Origin of the sequence: Azotobacter chroococcum, assembly GCF_002220155.1 — a bacterium.
Classification (GTDB): domain Bacteria; phylum Pseudomonadota; class Gammaproteobacteria; order Pseudomonadales; family Pseudomonadaceae; genus Azotobacter; species Azotobacter chroococcum.
On sequence record NZ_CP011835.1, the window covers coordinates 2,013,681 to 2,036,760 of the forward strand.

Annotated in this window: 21 protein-coding genes; 16 read left to right on the forward strand and 5 right to left on the reverse strand. The window is 67.3% G+C overall.

The genetic code is table 11. The features are described 5' to 3' along the window. Positions 1-9 precede the first annotated feature (9 nt). Genes fliJ through fliF form a run of 5 tightly spaced genes read right to left on the reverse strand, consistent with a single transcriptional unit; the run spans position 10 to position 5,325 of the window. Positions 10-480, reverse strand: coding sequence for a flagellar export protein FliJ (gene fliJ / locus ACG10_RS09375; RefSeq protein WP_089168007.1), 471 nt, complete (start codon positions 478-480; stop codon positions 10-12). Between the two features lie 29 nt (positions 481-509). After that, the gene (gene fliI / locus ACG10_RS09380) at positions 510-1,889 is read right to left on the reverse strand and encodes a flagellar protein export ATPase FliI (RefSeq protein ID WP_089168008.1); all 1,380 of its coding nucleotides are present in this window, start codon (positions 1,887-1,889) and stop codon (positions 510-512) included. Continuing rightward, complete coding sequence (gene fliH / locus ACG10_RS09385) at positions 1,886-2,623, reverse strand: flagellar assembly protein FliH (protein WP_089168009.1); 738 nt, start codon at positions 2,621-2,623, stop codon at positions 1,886-1,888. Before fliH ends, fliI begins: the two co-directional genes overlap by 4 nt. Next, positions 2,616-3,611, reverse strand: a complete 996-nt coding sequence (gene fliG, locus ACG10_RS09390) for a flagellar motor switch protein FliG (RefSeq protein ID WP_089168010.1) — start codon at positions 3,609-3,611, stop codon at positions 2,616-2,618. Before fliG ends, fliH begins: the two co-directional genes overlap by 8 nt. Beyond that, on the reverse strand, positions 3,604-5,325 hold the full coding sequence (gene fliF, locus ACG10_RS09395; RefSeq protein ID WP_089168011.1) for a flagellar basal-body MS-ring/collar protein FliF: 1,722 nt from the start codon (positions 5,323-5,325) through the stop codon (positions 3,604-3,606). Before fliF ends, fliG begins: the two co-directional genes overlap by 8 nt. A 266-nt stretch (positions 5,326-5,591) precedes the next feature. On the opposite strand from fliF, the gene fliE reads away from it, so the two are divergent. From fliE to ACG10_RS09480, 16 genes are all read left to right on the forward strand, one after another. Then, complete coding sequence (fliE, locus tag ACG10_RS09400; protein WP_089168012.1) at positions 5,592-5,918, forward strand: flagellar hook-basal body complex protein FliE; 327 nt, start codon at positions 5,592-5,594, stop codon at positions 5,916-5,918. Positions 5,919-6,043: 125 nt separating this feature from the next. Beyond that, positions 6,044-7,435 (forward strand): flagellar filament capping protein FliD, encoded by a 1,392-nt coding sequence (gene fliD / locus ACG10_RS09405; RefSeq protein WP_089168013.1) that lies wholly within the window; start codon positions 6,044-6,046, stop codon positions 7,433-7,435. A gap of 78 nt (positions 7,436-7,513) precedes the next feature. After that, positions 7,514-7,855, forward strand: a complete 342-nt coding sequence (gene fliS, locus ACG10_RS09410) for a flagellar export chaperone FliS (protein WP_232487223.1) — start codon at positions 7,514-7,516, stop codon at positions 7,853-7,855. A 2-nt stretch (positions 7,856-7,857) separates the two neighbouring features. Beyond that, positions 7,858-8,241, forward strand: coding sequence for a flagellar protein FliT (gene fliT, locus ACG10_RS09415; protein ID WP_089168015.1), 384 nt, complete (start codon positions 7,858-7,860; stop codon positions 8,239-8,241). 1,171 nt (positions 8,242-9,412) lie between these two features. Beyond that, positions 9,413-9,622: an EscU/YscU/HrcU family type III secretion system export apparatus switch protein gene (locus ACG10_RS09425; RefSeq protein WP_232487224.1), complete on the forward strand. Its 210-nt coding sequence runs from the start codon at positions 9,413-9,415 to the stop codon at positions 9,620-9,622. 230 nt (positions 9,623-9,852) lie between these two features. Next, the gene (flhD, locus tag ACG10_RS09430) at positions 9,853-10,188 is read left to right on the forward strand and encodes a flagellar transcriptional regulator FlhD (RefSeq protein ID WP_089168017.1); all 336 of its coding nucleotides are present in this window, start codon (positions 9,853-9,855) and stop codon (positions 10,186-10,188) included. Then, positions 10,185-10,766 (forward strand): flagellar transcriptional regulator FlhC, encoded by a 582-nt coding sequence (gene flhC / locus ACG10_RS09435; protein ID WP_089168018.1) that lies wholly within the window; start codon positions 10,185-10,187, stop codon positions 10,764-10,766. The genes flhD and flhC overlap by 4 nt, the downstream gene beginning before the upstream one ends. Before the next feature lie 143 nt (positions 10,767-10,909). After that, the gene (motA, locus tag ACG10_RS09440) at positions 10,910-11,785 is read left to right on the forward strand and encodes a flagellar motor stator protein MotA (protein WP_089168019.1); all 876 of its coding nucleotides are present in this window, start codon (positions 10,910-10,912) and stop codon (positions 11,783-11,785) included. Further along, positions 11,782-12,711: a flagellar motor protein MotB gene (gene motB / locus ACG10_RS09445; RefSeq protein WP_089168020.1), complete on the forward strand. Its 930-nt coding sequence runs from the start codon at positions 11,782-11,784 to the stop codon at positions 12,709-12,711. Before motA ends, motB begins: the two co-directional genes overlap by 4 nt. Before the next feature lie 290 nt (positions 12,712-13,001). Then, positions 13,002-15,107: a chemotaxis protein CheA gene (gene cheA / locus ACG10_RS09450; protein WP_089168021.1), complete on the forward strand. Its 2,106-nt coding sequence runs from the start codon at positions 13,002-13,004 to the stop codon at positions 15,105-15,107. After that, complete coding sequence (locus ACG10_RS09455) at positions 15,104-15,604, forward strand: chemotaxis protein CheW (RefSeq protein ID WP_089168022.1); 501 nt, start codon at positions 15,104-15,106, stop codon at positions 15,602-15,604. The genes cheA and ACG10_RS09455 overlap by 4 nt, the downstream gene beginning before the upstream one ends. A gap of 168 nt (positions 15,605-15,772) precedes the next feature. Further along, entirely contained in the window at positions 15,773-17,410 is a 1,638-nt protein-coding gene (locus tag ACG10_RS09460) for a methyl-accepting chemotaxis protein (RefSeq protein ID WP_089168023.1), read from the forward strand. 56 nt (positions 17,411-17,466) lie between these two features. Then, complete coding sequence (locus ACG10_RS09465; protein ID WP_269768818.1) at positions 17,467-19,257, forward strand: methyl-accepting chemotaxis protein; 1,791 nt, start codon at positions 17,467-17,469, stop codon at positions 19,255-19,257. A gap of 62 nt (positions 19,258-19,319) precedes the next feature. After that, a complete protein-coding gene (locus ACG10_RS09470) occupies positions 19,320-21,029 on the forward strand; it encodes a methyl-accepting chemotaxis protein (RefSeq protein ID WP_089168024.1) in 1,710 nt (569 codons plus the stop codon). Between the two features lie 20 nt (positions 21,030-21,049). Beyond that, entirely contained in the window at positions 21,050-21,898 is an 849-nt protein-coding gene (locus ACG10_RS09475; protein ID WP_089168025.1) for a CheR family methyltransferase, read from the forward strand. Positions 21,899-22,001: 103 nt separating this feature from the next. Continuing rightward, positions 22,002-23,063, forward strand: a complete 1,062-nt coding sequence (locus tag ACG10_RS09480) for a protein-glutamate methylesterase/protein-glutamine glutaminase (protein ID WP_089168026.1) — start codon at positions 22,002-22,004, stop codon at positions 23,061-23,063. Positions 23,064-23,080: the final 17 nt, after the last annotated feature.

The window sequence follows — 23,080 nt, forward strand, 5'->3', positions numbered from 1 at the left end:
GGGAGTCTCCTACAGGCTGCCATCGGTCGGGAGGCTGGAAGTGTCGCGGCGCAGGCGCAGCTGGGCGCTGATTTCGTCGCTGCGGCGCTGTTCCGCGCGGCTCTCGCGCAGTTGGCCGAACAGGGCCCGACGTTCGACCAGGGTGTCGTAGGAGTTCAGCTTGCGGCGCTGCTCCTGCCAGTGCCGCTGGCTGTGGTCGACCTGTCGGCGCTGCGCCTCGAGGGTCTGCACGGCGCGCTGGATGGCGCTGTCCAGGGAGGCCAGGAAGGCCCGGTAGTTGTGCAGGCTGGCCGGCGCGATGCCCTCCTGCATGGCCTGCTGCAGACGCTGGCGGTACTCCTGGCGATAGTGTTCGAGGGTATTCATCTGCGTCTGCGCCTGCTGCTGGGTGCGGCGCTGGTCGGCCAGGGTGCGGCCGGCGGTCTCCAGGGCTTCCCGGGTCAGGTCGATGAGAGTGTCAAGCGCGCTGGTCGTGGACATGCCGGGTTACCTGCCTTGCTCGCATGGCGTCATGGGTTGGGAATCAATGTGGTGAGCGTCTTCAGGGTTTCCTCGACGCCGGATCGCTCGTCGATGCGCTGCTGGAGGAAGCGCTCGAGCTGCGGGTAGAGGTTCACCGCGCGGTCCAGTTGCGGGTCGTGCCCCGGCGCATAGGCGCCGACGCTGATCAGGTCGCGGTTGCGCTGGTATCTGGAGAGCAACTGCTTGAAGTGCTGGGCCTTGCGTTGCTGCGCGGGATCGACGATGGCGGTCATCGCCCGGCTGATCGAGGCCTCGATGTCGATGGCCGGGTAATGGCCGCTTTCCGCCAGAGTCCGGGACAGCACGATGTGGCCGTCGAGGATCGCCCGCGCCGAGTCGGCGATCGGGTCCTGCTGGTCGTCGCCCTCGCTGAGCACGGTATAGAAGGCGGTGATCGAGCCGCCGCCGCGTGGTCCGTTGCCGGTACGCTCGACCAGCCTGGGCAGTTTGGCGAACACCGACGGCGGATAGCCCTTGGTGGCCGGCGGCTCGCCGATGGCCAGGGCGATCTCGCGCTGGGCCATGGCGTAGCGGGTCAGCGAGTCCATGATCAGCAGCACGTCGCGGCCGGCGTCGCGAAAATCCTCGGCCAGCCGGGTGGCATAGGCGGCGCCCTGCAGGCGCTGCAGCGGCGAGGTGTCGGCCGGAGCGGCGACCACCACCGAGCGGCGCAGGCCTTCCGCGCCGAGGATGTTGTCGATGAAGTCCTGCACCTCGCGGCCGCGCTCGCCGATCAGCCCGACCACGATGACGTCGGCGCGGGTGTAGCGCGCCATCATGCCGAGCAGCACCGACTTGCCGACCCCGGAGCCGGCGAACAGGCCCATGCGCTGGCCGCGGCCGACGCTGAGCAGGCCGTTGATGGCGCGAATGCCGACATCGATCTGGCGGTCGATGGGGGCCCGGTGCAGCGGGTTCAGCGGCGGGGTGTGCAGGCTGGCGTGGCGCACGTCGTCCAGCGGGCCCTGGCCGTCGAGCGGCTGGCCGCTGCTGTCGACGACGCGTCCGAGCAGATGCTCGCCGAGCGGGAAGCGCCGCGCGCTGAGCGCATCGCCGCCTTCGCCGAGGGGGAACACCCGGGCGCCCGGCTGCAGGCCGGCGATCTCCTCCAGCGGCATGAGAAACAGGCGCTCGCCGGCGAAACCGACTACTTCGGCCTCGGCCAGCCGCGCGGCGCCGCCGGGCTGGGCGGCCAGCTCGATGCGGCACACCCCGCCGAGGGGGATGCCCAGGCCGACGGCTTCCAGGACCATGCCGGTGGCCCGCACGATGCGCCCGCTGCGCCGGTACGGCGGCAGTTCGCCGATGCGCCGGCACAGGCCGTCGAGGGCCTGCGACCAGCGCTGCTGGTGGGGGTTGGCGGTCACGTCGCGGGGGCCTCGTCGACCGGCAGTGCGGCGGGGCGCTTGCGCACCTGGCGGGCGATCGCCGCCCAGCGGCTCTCCCAGCTGGCGTCCAGATCGCCACCCTGGCTGGTCACCCGACAGCCGCCGCGGGTGATCAGGGCATCCGGCTGGAGCTGCCAGCCGGCTGCGTGCAGTTCGGCGCCGAGCTGCTCGCGGACCAGCGACAGGTCGGCCGGATGTAGCCACAGGCGCGGCTTGCCGCTGAGTTGCGGTTCGCTGTGCAGCAGCTCGCGGACGATCGGCAGGATGTGCTCCGGGTCGATCTTCAAGGCCTCGCCGGCCAGCTGGCGGGCGCCGGCCAGGGCCAGTTCGACCAGTTGCTCGGCGATCTGTCCGTCGAGCTGGGCGAGCGCCTGCTCGAAGGTCTGCGCCAGGGTGCGCAGCGGCTCCACGGCTTCGCGGATCTTCTCCTGAAGGATCTGCTCGCCGGCCTGGCGGCCTTCCTCCAGGCCCTGCGCATGGCCGTCCGCCCTGCCGGCGGCGAGACCTTCCGCGTAGCCCTGGCGACGGGCCTCCTCGCGGGCCTGCTCGCGCAGTGCCTTGAGTTCGGCGTCGCGCTTGAAGGCCTGCTGGCGCTGGGCCTCGCGGCGCAGGCTGTCGGGGTCGGGGCGGGCGTCCCGCGGGCGCCCCAGCTCGTCCATCTGCCAGGGGCGCCAGTGCGCGCCGTCGCGCGACCAGGGCGGCTGGTCAGACATAGGCGTCGTCTCCGCCGCCGATCACGATCTCGCCGCTGTCGGCCAGGCGGCGGACGATCTGCAGGATGGTCTTCTGCTCGGCCTCGACCTGGGAGATGCGGATCGGCCCGCGCGCTTCCATGTCCTCGCGCAGCAGCTGGGCGGCGCGGCTCGACATGTTCGCCAGGAACTTGTCGACCAGCGCCGGCGGGGCGCCCTTGAGGGCGACGACCAGGGAGTTGTTCTCCACCTGGTTGAGGATCAGCTGGATGCTGCGGTCGTCCAGCTCCAGCAGGTTCTCGAAGAGGAACATCTCGTCGAGGATCTTCTGCGCCAGGTCCTCGCTGTGGGCGCGCACGGTCTGGATGGCGACTTCCTCGAGGGTCGAGTTCATCAGGTTGAGGATTTCCGCCGCGGTCCTCACGCCGCCCATCTTGCTGCGCTTGAGGTTCTGGCCGTCGAGCATGCCGCCGAGCACCTCGGTCAGCTCGTGCAGGGCGATCGGCTGCACGCCGCTGAAGGTGGCGATGCGCAGGATGATGTCGTTGCGCAGGCGCTCGTCGAACAGCTCCAGCACGTCGGCGGCCTGGTGGCGATCCAGGTGGACCAGGATGGTGGCGATGATCTGCGGATGCTCGTCGCGGATCATCTCGGCGACCGTCGAGGCCTCCATCAGGTTCAGCTTGTCGATGCCGGTGCCGGTGTCGCTGGTCTCGAGGATGTCGTCGATCAGGCTAGCCGCCCGTTCGCTGCCGAGCGCCTTGGTCAGCACGGCGCGGATGTGCTCGCTGGACTGGATGTTGATGGCGGCGTACTGCTCGGTCTCGTCCATGAAGTCTTCGAGCACCTGGCGCATTTCCTCGTGGGAAACCTGGCTCAGGCGGGCCATTTCCGTGCCGACCGCCTGCACGTCCTGATTGGACAGGAACTTGAAGACCTCGGCCGCGCTGTCCTCGTCGAGGGACAGCAGGAGAATCGCGCTGCGCCGCGCACCACTCATCTCAGTCATTTTTCTTCATCCAGCCGCGAATGATCATGGCTACCAGGCGGGGGTCTTCCTGGGCCATTTCGCGCAGGTTCTGCAGGTTGTGTTCGTAGACCGGCGACTTGCGCCGCGGGTCGCGCTTCTGGTGCTCCTCGGCGGCGAGGGCCGGCACCCTGGAGGTTTCGAGGGCGACTTCGGCAGCCTCGATGGCCTCGGCCCGGGCCGCGCTTTCCACGGCCAGCCTTTCCCTGTGGCGGCGCTTCAGCGGACGCAGCACCATCAGCCAGAGCAGCAGGGCGATGAAGAGCACCAGCAGGTAGCGGGACAGGCTGGCCGCCAGGTTGTGGAACTCCGGTGTCTTCCACCACTCCTGCTGCTCGACGACCTCGATGTCCGCGAAGGGGCTGTTCATGATTTCCAGCTGGTCGCCACGCCCTTCCGTGAAGCCCATGGCCTGGCGGACCAGGCGGTCGATCCGGGCCAGTTCCTCCTGGCTCAGCGGCTCGCGGGCACGAGCGCCATCCTTGACCAGGTCGCGGTAGTTGACCACCACGGCGGCGGACAGGCGCTGCACGCTGCCGCGCCGGTGCTGTACATGCTCGACGCTGCGGTCGATCTCGTAGTTGATCGTGTTGTCGCGGCTCAGCGCTGTGGTGGGCGCCTTTTCCGCGGCAGCCGCCGTCTTGCCGTCTTCGCCGGCGGAGGCGGCATCGCCGGTCTTTGCCGTCTCGCCCGCGGCAGGCGCCGGCGGCGCATTCGGCGGACTGTTGGTCAGCGCGCCGGGTACGCCGCGGGCCGGCTCGTTGCCGCCGGACAGGTTCTCGGAAAGCTGCTGGCTGCGTACCGCCGCTTCGCCGGGCTGCTGGTTGGGGGCGTAGCGCTCGGCGGTCTGTTCGCGAGTGGAGAAATCGATCTGCGCGACGACTTGGGCGCGGACGTTCTGCGCGCCGAGGAGCGGGGCGAGGATGTTCTCGATGCGCCGCTGGTAGGAGCGCTCCACCTCGTCGATGTAGTTCAGCTGGCTGCCGTCGAGATCGCGGGCGCCGCCCGGCTGGGAGAGCAGGCGGCCGCTCTGGTCGACCACGGTCACCGCGTCGACGGCCAGGCCCGGCACGCTGGAGGACACCAGGTGGGCGATGGCGCTGACCTGGCGCTCGCCCAGTTCGCGGCCCGGCTGCAGGTTGAGCACCACCGAGGCGCGGGCCGGCTCGCGCTCGCGGACGAACACCGACTGCTTGGCCATGGCCAGGTGCACGCGGGCCTTCGATACCGGGCCGAGCGATTCGATGGAGCGTGCCAGCTCGCCTTCCAGGCCGCGCTGGAAGTTGATCTGTTCGGCGAACTGGCTGACCCCGAAGGCCTGCTTGTCGAGCAGCTCGAAGCCGACGTTGCCGCCCTGCGGCAGACCCTGCTCGGCCAGTTGCAGGCGCAGGGTGTGCAATTGTTCGACCGGCACCAGCAGGGCCTGGCCGCCCTCGCTCAGGCGATAGGGTATGGCGCGCTTTTCCAGCTCGCCGATGATCCGCCCGCCGTCGGCCTCGTCGAGGTTGGCGAACAACACCCGATACTCGGGCTCGCGGGCCCAGAGCAGCAGGGCGACGATCACCGCCAGCACCGCCGCGCCGGCCAGCAGCAGCGGCAGCAGCGGCTGGCTGCGCATCGGTGCGAGCAGGCGGCTGGCAAGGGGCGGGGCCGGGCTGGCGAGCGCGCTGCCTTGCCCCAGGGCCGCGTTACTCACGAGTGTCTCCGGCAGAGGGCTGGGGCGATAGGGCAGGCATGGAAAATCCGGTTCTGGAGATGGGTTGCACGCATCCCGGCCATCGGTCGCGCAAGCACGGGCCAGGAAAGCGGGGCGATTCTGGACGAGCGTCATTATCCGGGGAGCGCTGGTGCGTAAAGGTTCAAAAAGCCGGTGCTTTTAGGGTCAATTGGCCGCTTCCCCGGCGGGGTGGGGTTGTTAGGCTTGCAACTACTTTTCCGCTGTCCATCGTCCAGGCCCCATCCATGAGTTCGCCCGTCATCCAGTCCGCCCTGCAGCAGATGCAGACTCTCGCCACCCAGGCTGCCGGCGCTCACGCTCCCGGTCAGCAGTTGGCCGGGGTCGTGTCGGGAAGCTTTGCCGGCGAACTCCAGGCGGCGATCCATCGGGTCAACCAGTTGCAGCAGACCGCCAGCGCCAGGTCCGATGCCTTCCAGGCCGGCGAGCCGGGCGTGGCCCTGAACGACGTGATGGTGGATATGCAGAAGGCCAGCGTGGCCTTCCAGATGGGCGTGCAGGTACGCAACCGGCTGGTCAGCGCCTACAAGGACGTGATGAACATGCAAGTCTGAGGACGTTCGGCGGATGGTCGCTAAAGTCTGTCGTGGCGGGGTCGATATCCTGAAACGACAAACGAAATCGGCTATCGCGCCGCCGTCCGCGCCGCGGGCCGCTGCGCCGCTTCACAAGGACTGACATGGCTACTATCTCGTCACTGGGCGTCGGCTCGGGTCTCGACCTCACCGGTCTTCTGGATCAGCTCGAATCCGCCGAGCGCCTGAAGCTCGCCCCCATCACCAGCCAGCAGAGCGTCATCGAGAGCAGGATTTCCGCCTTCGGCCGCCTGCAGGGCTACCTGACCAGCCTGCAGGGCACGGTCGAGAAGCTCGCCACGGCCTCCACCTATCAGGGCCAGACCAGCCGCATCAGCGGCAGCGGCGTGGGTGTGGCGGTGACCGCCAGCGCGGTGCCGGGCAGCTACCAGGTGCAGGCGACCCAGCTCGCTCAGGCGCACAGCCTGGCCAGCGCCGGGGTGGCCGACAAGACGGCGGCCCTGGGCACCGGCACCCTGACCATCCAGAGCGGCGACGAGACCCTGACCATCGAGGTTTCTGCCGGCGGCAACTCCCTGGAAGGCATCCGCGACGCGATCAACGCCGAGAAGGGTGGGGTCACCGCGTCGATCGTCAACGACGGCAGCGGCACGCCCTGGCGCCTGGCGCTGAGCAGCAAGGCGACCGGCACCGAGGCGGCCATGACGGTGAGCTTCGACGACGGGGGGAGCGGCGGCGGTCAGTTGAACGCGTTGCTCAATCCCTACGATGCCGCTACCAATTCGAACGGCTACAAGGAAACCGCGGCGGCCAAGGATGCCCAGCTGACCGTCAACGGCCTGGCCATCACCAGCCAGAGCAATACGATCGAAGGCGCCCTGCAGGGGGTGACCCTGACCGTCTCCGCCACCGGCGATGCGCAGACCCTGACCGTCGAGCGCGACAGCGCATCGATCAAGTCGGCGATCACCAGCTTCGTCACGGCCTTCAACGCCCTGGACAGCACCACCGACAGCCTCACCTCCTACGATGCCGACAGCGGCACGGCCGGCACCCTGCTCGGCGACTCGACGCTGCGCGGCGTGCAGAGCCGGCTGCGCCAGACGATTACCGGCGGCCTCGACGAGGGGGCCTATCGCTACCTGTCGGACCTGGGGATCTCGCTGCAGCTCGACGGCACCCTGAAGGTCGACGACGGCAAGCTGAGCGAGGCGCTCGAGGGCGATCTTGCGGATGTCCAGGCGCTGTTCGTCGGCACCACCGACAAGCCGGGGCTGGCTGCCACGCTGAGCGATTCGCTGGACGACATCCTCGATGAGGATGGGGCGATCAGCACGGCCATCGAGGGGCTCGAGTCGCGCAGCGAGGCGCTGGACGAGCGTTATTCGCGCATGGAAAGCAGCATCGCCGTGACCATCGAGCGTTACCGCGTGCAGTTCTCGACGCTCGATTCGCTGATCGCCCAGATGAACTCGACCAGTACCTATCTGACCCAGCAGTTCGATGCCTTGAGCGCGATGCTGGGCGACTCGTAAGCGAAACAAGGGGGATTTGACGTGACTGTCATGCGCGGCGCTGGCGCCTATGCCAGGGTGGGGGTTGAGAGCGGGGTCATGTCGGCCTCTCCCCACCAGTTGATCGTGATGCTGTTCGATGGGGCTCAGGCGGCGATCCGGACGGCCCGGCTGCACATGCAGGCAGGCAACGTCGCCGAGAAGGGCAAGGCCATTTCCAAGGCGATCGATATCGTCAACATGGGGCTGCTGGCCGCTCTGGACCACGAACGCGGCGGGGAACTGGCCGGGCGGCTGGAGCAGCTCTACGACTATGTGTCCCGGCTGCTGCTGCGGGCCAACCTGCACAACGACGAGCACAGCCTGGACGAGGCTGCTGCCCTGCTGGAGCAGATCGGCTCGGCCTGGCGACAGATCGTTCCCCAGTCAGGGGGAGATTGAACATGGACGGGGGGCAGCAACTCATCGCGTCCTACGAGCTGCTTCTGCAGCAGTCGAAAAGCATGCTGGAACTGGCTCGCCGTGGCGACTGGGTGGCCCTGCTGCAGGAGAAGTCCTGCGGATTGATCGATGCCGAAAGGCTGCGGCAGCTGGAGGCCCGGGCCTCTCTCGGGCAGCAGGAGCAACTGCGCAAGGTCGAGTTGCTGGAGCAGATCCTGGCGCTGGATGCGGAGATTCGTACGCATCTGCTGGCGCGGCGCGATGAACTCGGCCGGCTGATCGTGAATTCGAGCCGCCAGCGCGAGCTGAACCGCACCTATCGTCCCGTCGTGGGCGCGGCGCTGGTGTACCAGGCGGCCGACCGCTTCGACAAAGGCTTGCCGTGAGCGGGATCACTCCGCTGCTCGACAGCCTGTTGCATCAGGTGTTGGGCAAGCGGGTCGATCTGCCGTCGGCCAGGCAGGGCGATCGGCCGGTGGAGCCGATCGTCCCGGGCGGGGCGGCGCGTGCGCTGCACGGCGATTCCCGTCCGGATGCGCGCGGCCCGCAGCTTCTGTCGCCGCTGCTGCAGGCCGCGCCGCGTGGCGATGGGGAGGCCTCCCGTCCTGCGTCTCCGGGGGAGTCGGCGGGCCCGGCCTCCGCCTCGACCCGGCTCAGTCCGGCGGCGCGCACCATTGCCGAGGTGCTCGTCGGGCATCCGGGGCGTCCTTCGGCGATAACGCCTGCCGCGCCGCTGCTGTCCTCCGTCGGCACGCCGCCTGTTGCCAGCCTGCTCGCCGGCCTGCTTGGGCAGAGCATCGGCGAAAGCGGGCTCTTCTACGAGGCGCATCTGGCCCGCTGGTATCGCGGCGAGCTGCCGCTGCAGGCGCTGGCTCGCGAGCCGCAGATGGGCGGCTGGCTGCCTCCGGCCGGGGAAGCGGCATCCTCGCCGCGTGCCGGGAGCGCGTCCCCCGTCGCGCCGATGCCCGTTCTGGCGGAAGTCGTGGAGGGCGAGTCGACGCCGGTCGAGTCCTCCATCCGTGCCGAGCAGGCTCCGCAGGGCGGTACGGCGCTTTCCCGGGAGCAGTTGCAGGGGCTCGTCCGCCATCAGTTGGAACTGCTGGTCAATCCGGTTCTGCGCTGGGAGGGCGAAGCCTGGCCGGGCTTGTTCATGTCCCTGCTCGTGCAGGCGCCGGAGGCGGAGCGGGAGGGCTCGGCCCGGCCGGGTGGGGGCGGGGAGGAGTCCGTGCAGGAGGAGGCGCAGTGGTGTCTGCGCCTGGATCTGGAGTTGCCCGTGCATGGCGCGCTGCGCGTGGAGGCCTGGCTGGGTGCGCGATCCCTGTCGCTGAGCATGACCACCGCTTCGCCGGCGCTGCTCGAGTATTTTTCGCGTACCCAAGGGCTCCTGCGGGAGCGTATCGGGCAGTGCTGTCCGGGGGGCTGGCCTTGCGTTGCCTTGATGCACGGCAGGTCGCGGAGCCTTCCGGTGAGTGAGGATCAAGGCGGCCGGGACGCCTTGGGGGGCGCCGCCAGGCGCTTGCGCTGGCCTATGGCGAGGGGGATGGCGCGCCGCGGGTGGTGGCCAAGGGGTATGGGCTGCTGGCCGAGCGCATCGTTGCCGAGGCGCAGCGTCAGGGCGTTCCCGTGCATGCCGCGCCGGAGCTGGTCGGCCTGCTCATGCAGGTGGAGCTGGATGCGCAGATTCCGCCGCAGCTCTATCAGGTCGTGGCCGAGCTGCTGGTCTGGGCCTACGGCCTCGAGGCGGATCGCGGCGGGCCTGCCGAGTGAGGGGGCGGGGATGCCCGCTCCACATATGCGACTTTCGTGCAGGTTGGTAGAGTCGATACATCGTATGAATGCTAAAGTTCAAAAAATGACGTTCCGTTCGTCGGTTTTTTTGACGCCGTTCACACTTGCTTCGCCAAGCATTTCTAGGTCGGTGATTTTTTCGGGAATCTTGATGGGGCGGGCGTTCCAGGTGCGGGAGTGCGCATCGTTTAGGAGTTTCAAGGGTGTCAATGGTTGCCGATAGCCTCATCGACGAGATTCAGGATTTGAATCTTTCCTATCTGCTGCTGGTGCAGCGGCTGTTACGCAAGGATCGCGCTACTGCCATTTTTCGTCTGAAGCTGAGCGACGAGATGGCCAACTTGCTGGCAGGGTTATCGGGCAAGCAGCTGATGCAGCTGGCACGTACCAATCAGCTGATCTGTCGGCCGGGCTTCGAGGATGCCGGGCAGTTGACCAGGGTCCTGAACAATTCCCGCGAGCCAGGGCTGGCACGGCTTCATGCGTCCCTGCTCATGGTTTCCGCCGATCAGTCGGCGGGACGGGCAGGGAATGCCGAACGATGACGGAAAAAAGTCTGGTCAATGAAATGCTCCAGGTGCAGCTGGCCATCGAGCTGATCGAGCTGGGGGCCCGCCTGCAGGTGCTGGAAACCGAAACCGATCTCAGCCGGGGGCGGCTGATCCGCCTGTACAAGGAGTTGCGGGGCGTGTCGCCGCCGAAGGGCATGCTGCCCTTTTCCACCGACTGGTTCATCACCTGGCTGCCGAACATTCATTCCTCCCTGTTCTACGGGATCTATCGCCAGCTGTTGGACAATTGCGGCTGCGAGCGGATGGAGGCATTCGTCAAGGCGTTTCGTCTCTATCTCGAGCAGGTCCGGCTGGACGAGACCGAGTTCGTGCTCGGCCTGACCCGGGCCTGGACGCTGGTGCGCTTCTTCGAGAGCGACATGCTGGAGATGATCCAGTGCACCTGCTGCGGCGGCTCGTTCGTGGCGCATGCCCATGCGCCGGCCAGGGATTTCGTCTGCGGCATCTGCCAGCCGCCCTCGCGTGCCGGCAAGACGCGCAAGCGCCGCGAAAGCGAGTTGCAGATGGCCGCCGGCGAGCCGGTATTGCCGGAGCTCTGCGCCAAGAGCTGAGTTAGTCCGGCCTTCTTTCAAACCTGGCGGGTTCTGCCAGCCCCCTTTCCTCCAGGGGGCGGCAAAGTTTTCCGAAAGGCTCTCAAGCATCGCACCGCCGTGCCGATATTCCCGATATCGCTGCTCTCTGGAAGGACGCGCCTGTGCTGATCGCTCTAGGACTCATCGTTGTCATGCTCTCGGTATTCGGCGGCTATGCGCTGTCCGGTGGCAGCCTGGGGCCGCTGTTCCAGCCCTTCGAGCTGCTCATCATCGGCGGGGCTGGTCTGGGGGCCTTCATCGCCGCCAACAACGGCAAGACCATCAAGGCCACGCTGGGAAGCTTTTCGCGTCTCAAGCGTGCCAGCGGCTACGACAAGGCGCTCTACATGGAACTGATGGCATTGCTGTTCAACCTGCTGAGCAAGACCCGGCGCGAGGGCATGATGGCCATCGAGAAGGACATCGACAGCCCGGGCGACAGCGCGCTGTTCGCTCCCTATCCCAAGGTCGTGCAGGATCCGATGATCATCGGTTTTCTCACCGACTACCTGCGGCTGATGGTCAGTGGCAACACCTCGCCCCATGAAATCGATGAATTGATGGTCCACGAAATCGAGGAGTTCGAGCACGAGGCGCATCTGCCGGTCGATGCCATGAACAAGGTCAGCGATGCGCTGCCGGCCTTCGGTATCGTGGCTGCCGTCATGGGGGTGGTCAAGGCGCTGAGCATGGCGGATGCCGGTCCGGACGAGATGGGGCAGATGATCGCCCATGCGCTGGTGGGCACCTTCCTGGGCATCCTGATGGCATACGGGATGGTCGCCCCGCTGGCCAGCCGCGTCGATCGCCAGGTGGGCGAGGCGGTGAAGATGCTGCAGTGCATGCGCGTCACCCTGCTCGCCAGCCTCAACGGCTATGCCCCGCAGCTGGCCGTGGAGTTCGGTCGCAAGGCCCTGCATAGCGCCGAGCGCCCCTCGGCCGCCGAGCTTGAGGCGCATGTGCGCAACAGCAAGAACTCCGGAGCCGACGCTGCATGAATGACCGCCCCGTCATCATCATCCGGCGCAAGAAGAAGGCCGCCCATGGTCATCATGGCGGTGCCTGGAAGATCGCCTTTGCCGATTTCATGACGGCGCTGATGGCCCTGTTTCTGGTGCTCTGGACGCTCGCCAACGCCGGTCAGGCCCAGAAGGCCGCGGTCGCCGAATATTTCCGTACCCCGCTCGTGGTGGCGCTGATGGGCGGCGATCGCGAGGGCGCCAGCAAGAACGTCATCCCCGGCGGCGGCCCCGATCCGGACTTCGCCGAAGGCGAGCGCTTTCGCATCGACCCGCAACTGGAGTCGCGACGGATCGACCAGCAGGAGCGCGCACGCCTGCAGCAGCTGGAAAGGCGCATCAAGTCGGCATTGACGGTCGACCCGATCCTCAAGGAGCTCAAGGAGCAGATCCTGATCGACCTCACTCCCGAAGGGCTGCGCATCCAGCTCGTGGATACCGAGCAGCGGCCCATGTTCGAGATCGGCAGTGCCCGGGTCGCCCCCTACATGAGCATCCTGTTGCGCACCCTCGCGCCGATGCTCAACGAGCTGCCCAACCGCATCCAGATCACCGGGCATACCGACAGCCGCCCCTATGCCGGCGGCGAGGCGGGATACAGCAACTGGGAGCTGTCCGCCGAGCGCGCCAACGCGTCCCGGCGCGAGCTGGTCAACGGCGGACTGGCTTCCGAAAAACTGCTGCGCGCCTCGGGGATGTCCGACCGCATTCCTTTCCAGGGGGCCGGACCGAACGATGCCGCCAACCGGCGCATCGCCGTGATCGTCCTCGACAGCCGCATCGCCGATGCGATTCTCGACCAGCGGGAGTACGGCCCTCTGCCGCCGCCCGCAACCGAAAAGCCCGCCGATGTCGCGGCGCCGGATGCCGTCCGGCGCTCCGACGGACGAGAGGCACGGCCCTAGGGTCTGTTGACGTTTTGGCGTAGGCCGCGACGGCGGCCCGTCTGGCGCAGAACAAGGAACGAGGAGAGAAGTTTGGTCATTCCAAATGAACGACGAGAGACGCCGTGCTGCGCCAGACGGGCCCCGTCCCTGCGGGTTGCGCGGCAAATGCCGCCATGCGGCGTTGCGGGGCTTGGCAAGGGAGTGACCATTGCCGGCGCCCCGCGCCTTGCCTGGCGGCATTTGCCGCGGCAACGCGGCTCACGCCAAAACGTCAACAGACCCTAATCAACCACTGCCAGGGTGCTTGCATGGATATCACCGATTTCTACGACACCTTCTTCGAGGAGGCCGCAGAACTGCTGGAAGATATGGAACGTCATCTGCTCGAGCTGGACATCGAGTCCCCCGATCCCGAGCAGCTCAACGCCATCTTCCGCGCCGCCCACTCCATCAAGGGCGGCGCCGGCACCTTCGGCTTCGACGTCCTGCAACGGACCACCCACATCTTCGAGAACATCCTCGACCACCTGCGCCGCGGCGAGCTGAGGCTGCGTCGCGATATCGTCGACACCTTCCTGGAAACCAAGGACATGCTGCAAGACCAGCTAGCCGCCTACCGCAACGGCAGCGAACCTGACCCCGAGGCATTCGCGCGTATCTGTCAAACCCTGCAGCAGATGGCCCTGGAGGAGCTCGGCAAACAGGGGCCGGAGGTGGCCGCACCGATGCCGGCTCCGACGCCGGTCGCCGAGCCGGTGCCGGCACCCGAGCCGGAAGCGGTCGGGGCGCCGGCAGGCGAAGAGGGGACGGAACGCCTGCGTGTGGTTCTGCTCGGCGTCGCCGAGAAGGACCGCGAACTGTTGATCGGGGAACTCGGGCATTTCGGCAGCATTCTCGGCCAGAGCGGCGATGTCCAGCGCTACGAGGTGGAGCTGGCGACCGGCGAGAGCGCCGACGATATCGAGGCCGTGCTCTGCTTCGTGGTCGAGCCCGAGCAGTTGGAGATCCAGGTGCTCGCCGCCGCCCGGGACGAGGCTCCGCAGCTCGAGCCCGAGACGCCTGCCGCAGAGAAGGCGGCCCCGGCCGCAGCGCTCGCGGCTCCGCCTGTTCCTTCGCCGGCCCCGGCCCCTGCTGCCGCGGCCCCGCAGCCCGGCCCGACGGCCTCCGGCAAACCGCCGGCCAATGGCAATGGCGAATCCACCACCCTGCGCGTGCCGGTGACCAAGGTCGACCAGATCATCAACCTGGTCGGCGAGCTGGTGATCACCCAGTCGATGCTCGACCAGATGCTCGGCCGGCTGGACGGCGCCACGCACAGCGAGCTGGTCAACGGCATCGCCCTCCTGCAGCGCAATGCCCGCGACCTGCAGGAAGCGGTGATGTCCATCCGCATGGTGCCGATGGATTTCGTGTTCAGCCGTTTCCCGCGCCAGGTGCACGACCTGGCGGCCAAGCTGGGCAAGGAGGTCGAGCTGGTCACCGTGGGCAAGTCCACCGAGCTGGACAAGAGCCTGGTGGAGCGCATCGTCGATCCGCTGAACCACCTGGTGCGCAACAGCCTCGACCACGGCATCGAGTCGCCCGAAGTGCGCGAGGCCGCGGGCAAGCCGCGCACCGGGCGGCTGACCCTGTCGGCGCAGCATCAGGGCGGCAACATCCTGATCGACGTCATCGACGACGGCGCCGGGCTCAACCGCGACAGGCTGCTGGCCAAGGCGCGCAGCAACGGCCTGGCGGTTTCCGACAGCATGAGCGACGACGAGGTCTGGCAGCTGATCTTCGCTCCCGGCTTCTCCACCGCCGAGGTGGTCAGCGACGTTTCCGGGCGCGGTGTCGGCATGGATGTGGTCAAGCGCAACATCCAGTCGCTCGGCGGGCAGGTGCAGATCCTCTCGCGCCAAGGCCAGGGCACCACCACGCGCATCGTGCTGCCGCTGACCCTGGCGATCCTCGACGGCATGTCGATCCGTGCCGGCGAGGAGATCTTCATCCTGCCGCTGAACGCCGTGATCGAGTCGCTGCAGCCGCGCAGCGAGGACATCTATGCGATGGCCGGCACCGACCAGCTGCTCAAGGTGCGCGACGAGTACCTGCCGCTGCTGCCGCTGCACCAGGTCTTCGGCATCCCCGGCGCGCGCACCCGGCCGAGCGAATGCATCGCCGTGATCGTCCAGGGCGAGGGCACCCGCTGCGCCCTGCTGGTGGACGAACTGGTCGGCCAGCAGCAGGTGGTGGTGAAGAACCTGGAAACCAACTACCGCAAGGTGCCGGGCGTCTCCGCCGCGACCATCCTCGGCGATGGCAGCGTGTCGCTGATTCTCGACATCGCCGATTTGCAACGCCTCAACCGCAGACAGAGCGCCGCCCGTCAGGAACGTGCGGCCGCCATCGAACAGGAGCTGATGCTGTCATGACTTCCCTCAAGCACGCCGATCTGGCGGCGGCCATCGCCGACACCCATACCCGCGAATTTCTGGTCTTCTCGCTGGGCAGCGAGGAATACGCCATCGATATCCTCAAGGCCCAGGAAATCCGCAGCTACGAGAACGTCACGCGGATCGCCAACACCCCGGACTTCATCAAGGGGGTGACCAACCTGCGCGGGGTGATCGTGCCCATCGTCGATCTGCGCATCAAGTTCCACCTCGAGCGCGTCGAGTACGGCGGGCAGACGGTGGTCATCGTGGTCAACGTCGAAGGGCGCGTCGTCGGCGTGGTGGTCGACGGGGTCTCGGACGTGATCAGCCTGCCGCCCGAGCAGATCAAGCCGGCGCCCGAGTTCAGCCTGTCGCTGTCCTCCGATTATCTCTGCGGGCTGGCGAGCATCGGCGAGCGCATGCTGGTGCTGGTTGACATCGACAAGCTGCTGACCAGCGAGGAAATGGCCCTGGTGGAGAAGACCGTGGCCTGACGTGCGGCCTCCCCAGGTTCGCAGCGCCGCCCGCGCGGCTCGATGCCGGGCTCATCTCAAGTCCGGCTGCCGCTTGCCGATAGAGTGGAAAAGGCCCCCCTGGCGGTGGGGCCGGCGGCAGCATCTCGGAACTCGATAATCATAAGAAAACAGCACAAGGAGAGATGAATGGGCAATCCGACGACGAGTCAGAAGCTCTGGGGCACCCTGGCCGCGGCCTGGCTGGCGATGCTGGCACTGATGATCCTGGCGGTCTGGATCATGCGCGGCATGATGTTCGACGAGCGCAGCGCCAAGGTCGAGAGCCAGGTCGAGATCGCGCTTTCGGTGCTGGGGGATGTCGCTGCGCAGGTCGAGCGCGGCGCCATGAGCCGCGAGGAGGGCCAGGCCCGTGCGGCCGGGCTGGTCAAGAGCATGCGCTATGACGATGGGCGCGGATATTTCTTCGTGTTCGATGCCGACAGCCGCAACATCACCCATCCGACCCTCGAGGCGGGCACCTCGCTGGCGGAGTTCAAGGATGCCGATGGGCGCAACCTGTTCGTCGAGTTCGCCGGGGCGGCAGACCGGGGGCAGGGCCATGCGTTCTTCGACTACCAATGGCGTCACGGCGGTACCGGCGAGCTGGAGAGCAAGCGCTCGCTGATCCGTAGCTTCGAGCCCTGGGGCTGGTACGTGGGAAGCGGTATCTACATCGCCGACATCAACCAGATGTTCATCCAGCGCCTGACCCAGTCGGTGTTCGGCCTGTTGCTCGCCGGCGCTGCGGTCTCGCTGCTGATGGGCTGGGTCATCCGCGATCTGATGCGCAGTCTCGGCGGCGATCCGCGCTATGCCGTCCAGGTCGTGAGCCATATCGCCGACGGCGATCTCAGCCGGATGCCGGTACTGCGCGCAGGCGACAGTGACAGCGTGCTGGCCAGCATGAACCGCATGCGCGAGGCGCTCGCCAGGATCGTCGGCGACATCGGCGACAGCGCCCGCCAGATCGAGGCCGAGGCCGAGGCGATCGGTGCCGGCAATGCCGAGCTGGCTGCGCGTACCGAGCAGCAGGCGGCGGCCCTGGCCGAAACGGCCTCGACCATGGAGCAACTGACCGCCACCGTTCGCCAGAACGCCGAGCACGCCGGCCGGGCCAGCAGTCTGGCGGGGAGCTGCGCGGAGAGCGCGCACAAGGGCGGTGTGGCCATGGACTCGGTGGTGGAGATCATGGCGGCCATCCAGGTCAGTGCCAACCGCATGTCCGGAATCGTCGACACCATCGACTCGATCGCCTTCCAGACCAACATTCTGGCGCTGAACGCTTCGGTGGAGGCGGCGCGTGCCGGCGAGCAGGGCCGCGGCTTCGCGGTGGTGGCCGGCGAGGTGCGCAACCTGGCGGGCCGCTCGGCGGAGGCGGCCCGCGAGATCAAGGGGCTGATCGACGGGGCCGGCACTCAGGTACAGGCAGGCAACCGGCAAGTGCGCCAGACCGGCGAACTCATCCGCAACATGGTCACCGACATCACCCAGCTCGACACGCTGATCGGCGAGATTTCCTCGGCCTCCGCCGAGCAGAGCAACGGTATCGAGCAGGTCAATCTGGCCGTGGCGCAGATGGACCAGATGACCCAGCGCAATGCCGGCATGGTCCAGGACAGTGCCCAGGCCGCACAGCGGCTGACCCGCCAGAGCGTCCAGCTCAACCGGCACGTGGTGCGCTTCGTCCTCGACGGCCGGCAGGCCGATGTCCGCGGCAAGGCGCAGGCCGGCGACAGGCGCCATCGCCACGATGAGGTGACGCAGGCCGAACAGGCCTGGGGCTGAGCAGAGATCGTCGGGATCAAACACTTGCAGCGGGCAGACCGCGAAGGAAGAACGAGTTGAAACTACTGGACAACATGACGGTACGCCTCAGCTGGATGCTGGTTCTGACGTTTTTCAGCGTGGTGGTGGCGGGCCTGGGCGCGCTGGGTCTCTACGCGGTCAGTCATGCCGAACACAATCAGCGCCAACTGGTCGAGTTCAACCGTCAGCAGCAGGAGGATCTCCGGCAGATCGTCGCCTTGCAGGGCATCGCTCTCCGCCTGCAGGAACTGCTCCAGCGGCTGGGCGACGAGCAGAGCCGGCTGGGCCAGGCCGTGCAGCGCGAGCAGGCGAGCGCCGCTGTGCAGCCCGGCAATGACGCGGCCATGGCGACGCCGACCTATCAGGTGGACAAGGCCGCTCTGGAAGAAGGGCTGAACGGCCTGCAGGCCGAGCTGGAGCGTTTCGTCGCCCTGCCGCAGGTCGCCGGGCATGCCGGGCAGGCGCAGGCGCTGCGCAAGCGCTTCGCCAGTCTGCTTGACAACGGTCTGCGCCCGCAGGTGCAGGAGCTGGTCAAGCGCAATCCGGCGGTTGCGGCCCATCACGGCAACGCCGTCAGGATGGACAGCATGCCTTTCCTGCATGATCTGGAGAGGCTGGGGCAGGCGCTGGCCAGCGACCGGCCCATCCCGCAGAGCGAGTTCGTCTGGGTCGAGACGGCAATCGAATGGACTATCTACGCGGCCCTGCTGGTCTCCGCGCTGACCGTCGCCGTCGTGCTCTGGGGCGTCACCGCCAACGTGCTCCGCCCGCTGCAACGGGTGGTGGAGCACTGCGAGCAGATCGCCTCCGGCGACCTGGCCGGCCGCATCGAAGTGCACAGCACCAACGAGATCGGCAAGCTGTTCGCGGCCCTGGCCAATATCCAGGGGCGTCTGGCGCAGACCGTCGGTACCGTGCGCCAGAGCAGCCGCCTGATCCATGAAGGCGCCCAGGCGATCGCCGAAGGCAGCCGCAGCCTTTCGACCCGCACGGTGCAGCAGTCCGCCTCGCTGGAAGACACCGCCTCGAGCATGGAGCAACTGACCTCCACGGTCAGCCAGAACGCCGACAACGCCCAGCAGGCCAACGCCCTGGCCGATAGTGCCGCCCTGGTGGCCAAGCGCGGCGGTGCCCTGGTCGCCGAGGTGGTCAGCACCATGGGCGGGATCAGCGACAGCTCGCACAAGGTGGCGGAGATCATCAGGCTGATCGACTCGATCGCCTTCCAGACCAACATCCTGGCGCTGAACGCCTCGGTGGAGGCGGCGCGTGCCGGCGAGCAGGGCCGTGGCTTCGCGGTGGTGGCCGGCGAGGTGCGCAACCTGGCCAGCCGCAGCGCACAGGCCTCGAAGGAAATTCGCGACCTGATCACCGCCTCGGTCGATCAGGTCGATGCTGGCAGCAAGCTGGTCGCCCAGGCCGGCAGCGCCATGCAGGAGATCGTCGAGTCGGTGCAGAAGGTCGCCGACATCATGGACGAGATTTCGGCCGCGTCCCGCGAGCAGAGCAATGGCATCGCCCTGGTCGACAAGGCGGTGCTGGAGATGGATGCCGTGACCCAGCAGAACGCCAATCTGGTACAGGAGACCAACCAGGCGGCGGACGAACTGGTCGGCGAGGCCCGTCGCCTGCGCGAGGCAGTGGACGGATTTCTCATCGACACGGCCTACGAGACGGACCTTTCCCCAGCCCGGGAATTCGATGCCTCCTGGGCGCAACGCCAATACGAGAATGCCGCGCGTGAATTGACGCAGCGGGAGCTGCCGGTCGCCTTGCGGCACGGCCGGACCTCTTCGGAGGCCGGCGATGATTGGCAGACGTTCTGAACGCAACCCATGAGTGGGCGGCAACGGACCGTCCACCACTTCGTGATACGAAGGAACATTCCATGCGCAACAATCGGCCCGTTACCCAGCGCGAATACGAACTGCAGGAGGACGACTTCCTGATTTCGCGGACGGACCTCGAGGGGCGGATCACCTATGCCAATCCCGCGTTCATCAAGGTCAGCGGGTTCACCTATGAGGAGCTGATGGGGGCTCCGCACAATCTCGTCCGGCATCCGGACATGCCACCCGTGGCCTTCGCCAACCTGTGGGAAACCGTCCGCAAGGGCATGGGCTGGAACGGCATCGTCAAGAATCGCCGCAAGAACGGCGACCATTACTGGGTGCGCGCCAATGCCACGCCCTATTACGAGGGCGAGCAGCTGGTCGGCTATACCTCGGTGCGCACCCGGGCTTCGCGCAAGGAAATCGAAGCCGCCGAGCGGGCCTACCGGAGCATCCGCGAAGGACGCGGCAAGCATCTCGGGCTGATACGCGGGACCGTGGTGCGGCGTGGCTGGCGTGGTTTTTTCGAGCGCCTGCAGCTGGGCTCCCTGTCCATGCAGCTGGAGCTGATCGTCTCGACCGGCGGGATGCTGCTGCTGGCCAGCGGCATGCTCGGCTATTTCGGCCTGCAGAGCGGGGACAAGGAACTGGCGGAGCTGCTGCTGCAGATCCAGCTGGGGCTGGTCGCCCTGGGGATGATCTGGCTGATCGTGCTGGCGCGCTCGACCGTCCGTACCCTGGACCGCCCGCTGCAGGCCTCCATCGCCTTCATCGCCCAGCTGGCCGCCGGCAATCTCATGGTGCGCATGCCCGACTACGGCAATGGCGAAATGGGCCAGATGACGCGGATGCTGGAAACCATGCGCAAGAGTCTGGTGAGCATCTCGGCGGATGTGAACGGCAGCATCGACACCTTCACCAGTTCCGCCCAGACGATCGCTAGGGACAACCTGGAGCTGCATGCCCGCACCGAACAGCAGGCGGCCTCCCTGCAGCAGACCGCCGCCGGCATGGAGCAGCTCACCGCTACCGTGGAGCAGAATTCCGCCAGCGCCCGCCAGGCCAGCCAGCTCGCCCAGGAGGCCACGGGGGCCGTGCGCGAGAGCGGCCAGGTGATGGGGCAGATGGTGAATACCATGGGAACGATCACCACGACCTCGCAGAAGATGACCGAAATCATCAACGTGATCGACTCGATCGCCTTCCAGACCAACATCCTCGCGCTGAACGCCTCGGTGGAGGCGGCGCGGGCCGGCGAGCAGGGCCGCGGCTTCGCGGTGGTGGCCGGCGAGGTACGCAACCTCGCCAGCCGCTCGGCGGCGGCCGCCAGGGAAATCCGCAGCCTGATCGACAATTCGTCGCGACAGATCACCGAGGGCGAGCATCTGGTGCGGCATGCCGAGCAGGCCATCGAGGGTGTGGTGGCTGCGGTCGCCCGGGTCAACGACATCATGGAGGAGATCGCCTCCGCCTCCGCCGAGCAGAACAGCGGCATCGGCCAGGCCAGCCAGGCTGTCGCGCAGATGGACGAAGTGACCCAGCACAACGTTCGCCTGGTGGAGTCGGTGGCGCAGCAGGCCGCCTACCTGGAACTCCAGGCGACCGAGGTGCAGCGTGCGATTTCCGTGTTCCGGGTAGCCGGGAGCGATCCGCTTTCCAGTGGCGGAGTGTTTCCCCAGCGGCCGTCGGCAGGCGGCGGGCATGACGGCGCAGAGCATCGGGGCGCGCGATGGGATGCCAGGAACCGGGAGCGGGAAAGATCTTGAGCCTTCCACAAAACCCCGACTTGCTCTCCCTGGGCGATCCGCTGGGGCGCGATCTGCTGCTGACCGATGCCGATTTCGAGCGCATCTGCCAGTTGATCTATCAGCGTGCCGGCATCGTGCTGGCCGCCAACAAGCGCGAGATGGTCTACGGCCGCCTGGCCAAGCGCCTGCGGCTGCATGGCATCAGTCACTTCTCGGAGTATCTGGAGCGCCTGGCCCGGCAGCCTGCGGCACGGGAGTGGGAAGCCTTCACCAATGCGCTGACCACCAACCTGACGGCCTTCTTCCGCGAGCCGCACCATTTCCCGCTGCTCGCCGAGCATGTGGCCGGCCGCCGCGAGCCGGTGCGCATCTGGTGCGCCGCGGCTTCCACCGGCGAGGAGCCGTATTCGATCGCCATGACCCTGATCGAGGCGCTCGGGCCGCAGCAGGCCAGCCAGGCGCGGATCGTCGCCAGTGACATCGACAGCGACGCGCTGGCCAAGGCGCGGACCGGGGTGTATCCGCTCAAGCAGGTCCTCGAGCTCGACGAGCAGCGCGTCAAGCGCTTCTTCCTCAAGGGCAGCGGCGGGCGGGAGGGGCTGGCCCGGGTGCGCCCGGAACTGATGAACATGGTCGACTTCCGGCAGGTCAACCTGCACGCGCCGCGCTGGGACCTGAACGGTCCGTTCGATGCGATCTTCTGCCGGAACATCATGATCTACTTCGACAAGCCAAGTCAGACGCGCATCCTCAAGCGCTTCGTTTCCTACCTCAAGGACGATGGCCTGCTGTTCACCGGCCATTCGGAAAACTTCACCTACCTCTGCGACGACTTCAAGCTGCGCGGGCACACCGTCTACACCCTCGCGCACAAGCCTAAAGTTTGACGCCAATCAACCGATATACCGAAAACATGCAGGCCGAACGGCCGGCCCAGTCCGTTGCCGGGCTGGCCGGCGACGGGCTGGGCCTTTGAAAAGGAGATCCGTCATGGGCAGTCCCAAGATCCGCATATTGTGCGTCGACGATTCGGCGCTGATACGCGACCTCTTGAGCGAAATCATCAATTCGCAACCGGACATGGAAGTGGTGGCCGTCGCCGCCGACCCCCTGGTCGCCCGCGACCTGATCAAGCTGCACACCCCCGATGTACTGACCCTCGACGTCGAGATGCCGCGCATGGACGGTCTCGATTTTCTCGAGAGGCTGATGCGTCTGCGGCCCATGCCGGTGCTGATGGTGTCGTCCCTGACCCAGGCCGGTTCGGAAGTCACCCTGCGCGCCCTGGAGCTGGGCGCCCTGGACTTCATCGCCAAGCCGCAGATGGGCATCCGCCACGGCATGCTCGACTACAGCGAGCTGATCGCCGAGAAGATCCGCGCCGCCGCCCGCTCGCGCCCGCGCCAGGCCCCCTCGACCGGCGCTCCACGGCCGAAGGCGCTGCAGGCGCCGCTCATCTCCAGCGAGAAGCTGGTAATCATCGGCGCCTCCACCGGCGGCACCGAAGCGATCCGCGCCGTGCTCGAGCCGCTGCCGGCCAACAGTCCGGCCATCCTCATCGCCCAGCACATGCCGGGCGGCTTCACCCGCTCCTTCGCCGAGCGTCTGGACCGCCTGTGCAACATCGCCGTCAAGGAGGCCGAGGACGGCGAGCGCATTCTGCCCGGGCACGCCTACATCGCGCCGGGAACCGCCCATCTCAAGCTGGCGCGCAGCGGCGCCAACTACGTCGCGCGGCTGGACGACGGTCCGCCGGTCAACCGCCATCGTCCCTCGGTCGACGTGCTGTTCCGCTCCGCAGCGGAGAACGCCGGCCGCAACGCCATCGGCGTGCTGCTCACCGGGATGGGCAAGGATGGCGCGCGCGGACTCCTGGAGATGCGCCAGGCCGGCGCCTTCACCTTCGCCCAGGACGAGGCTAGTTGCGTCGTGTTCGGCATGCCGCGGGAGGGCATCGCCCTCGGCGGGGCATGCGACGTGGTAGCGCTCGAGCACATGGCCGAGCGGATTCTCAAGCAGGTGGCTGCCTCCGGACGGGCGCAGCGGGTCTGACCTTCAGGTTGTTCCGG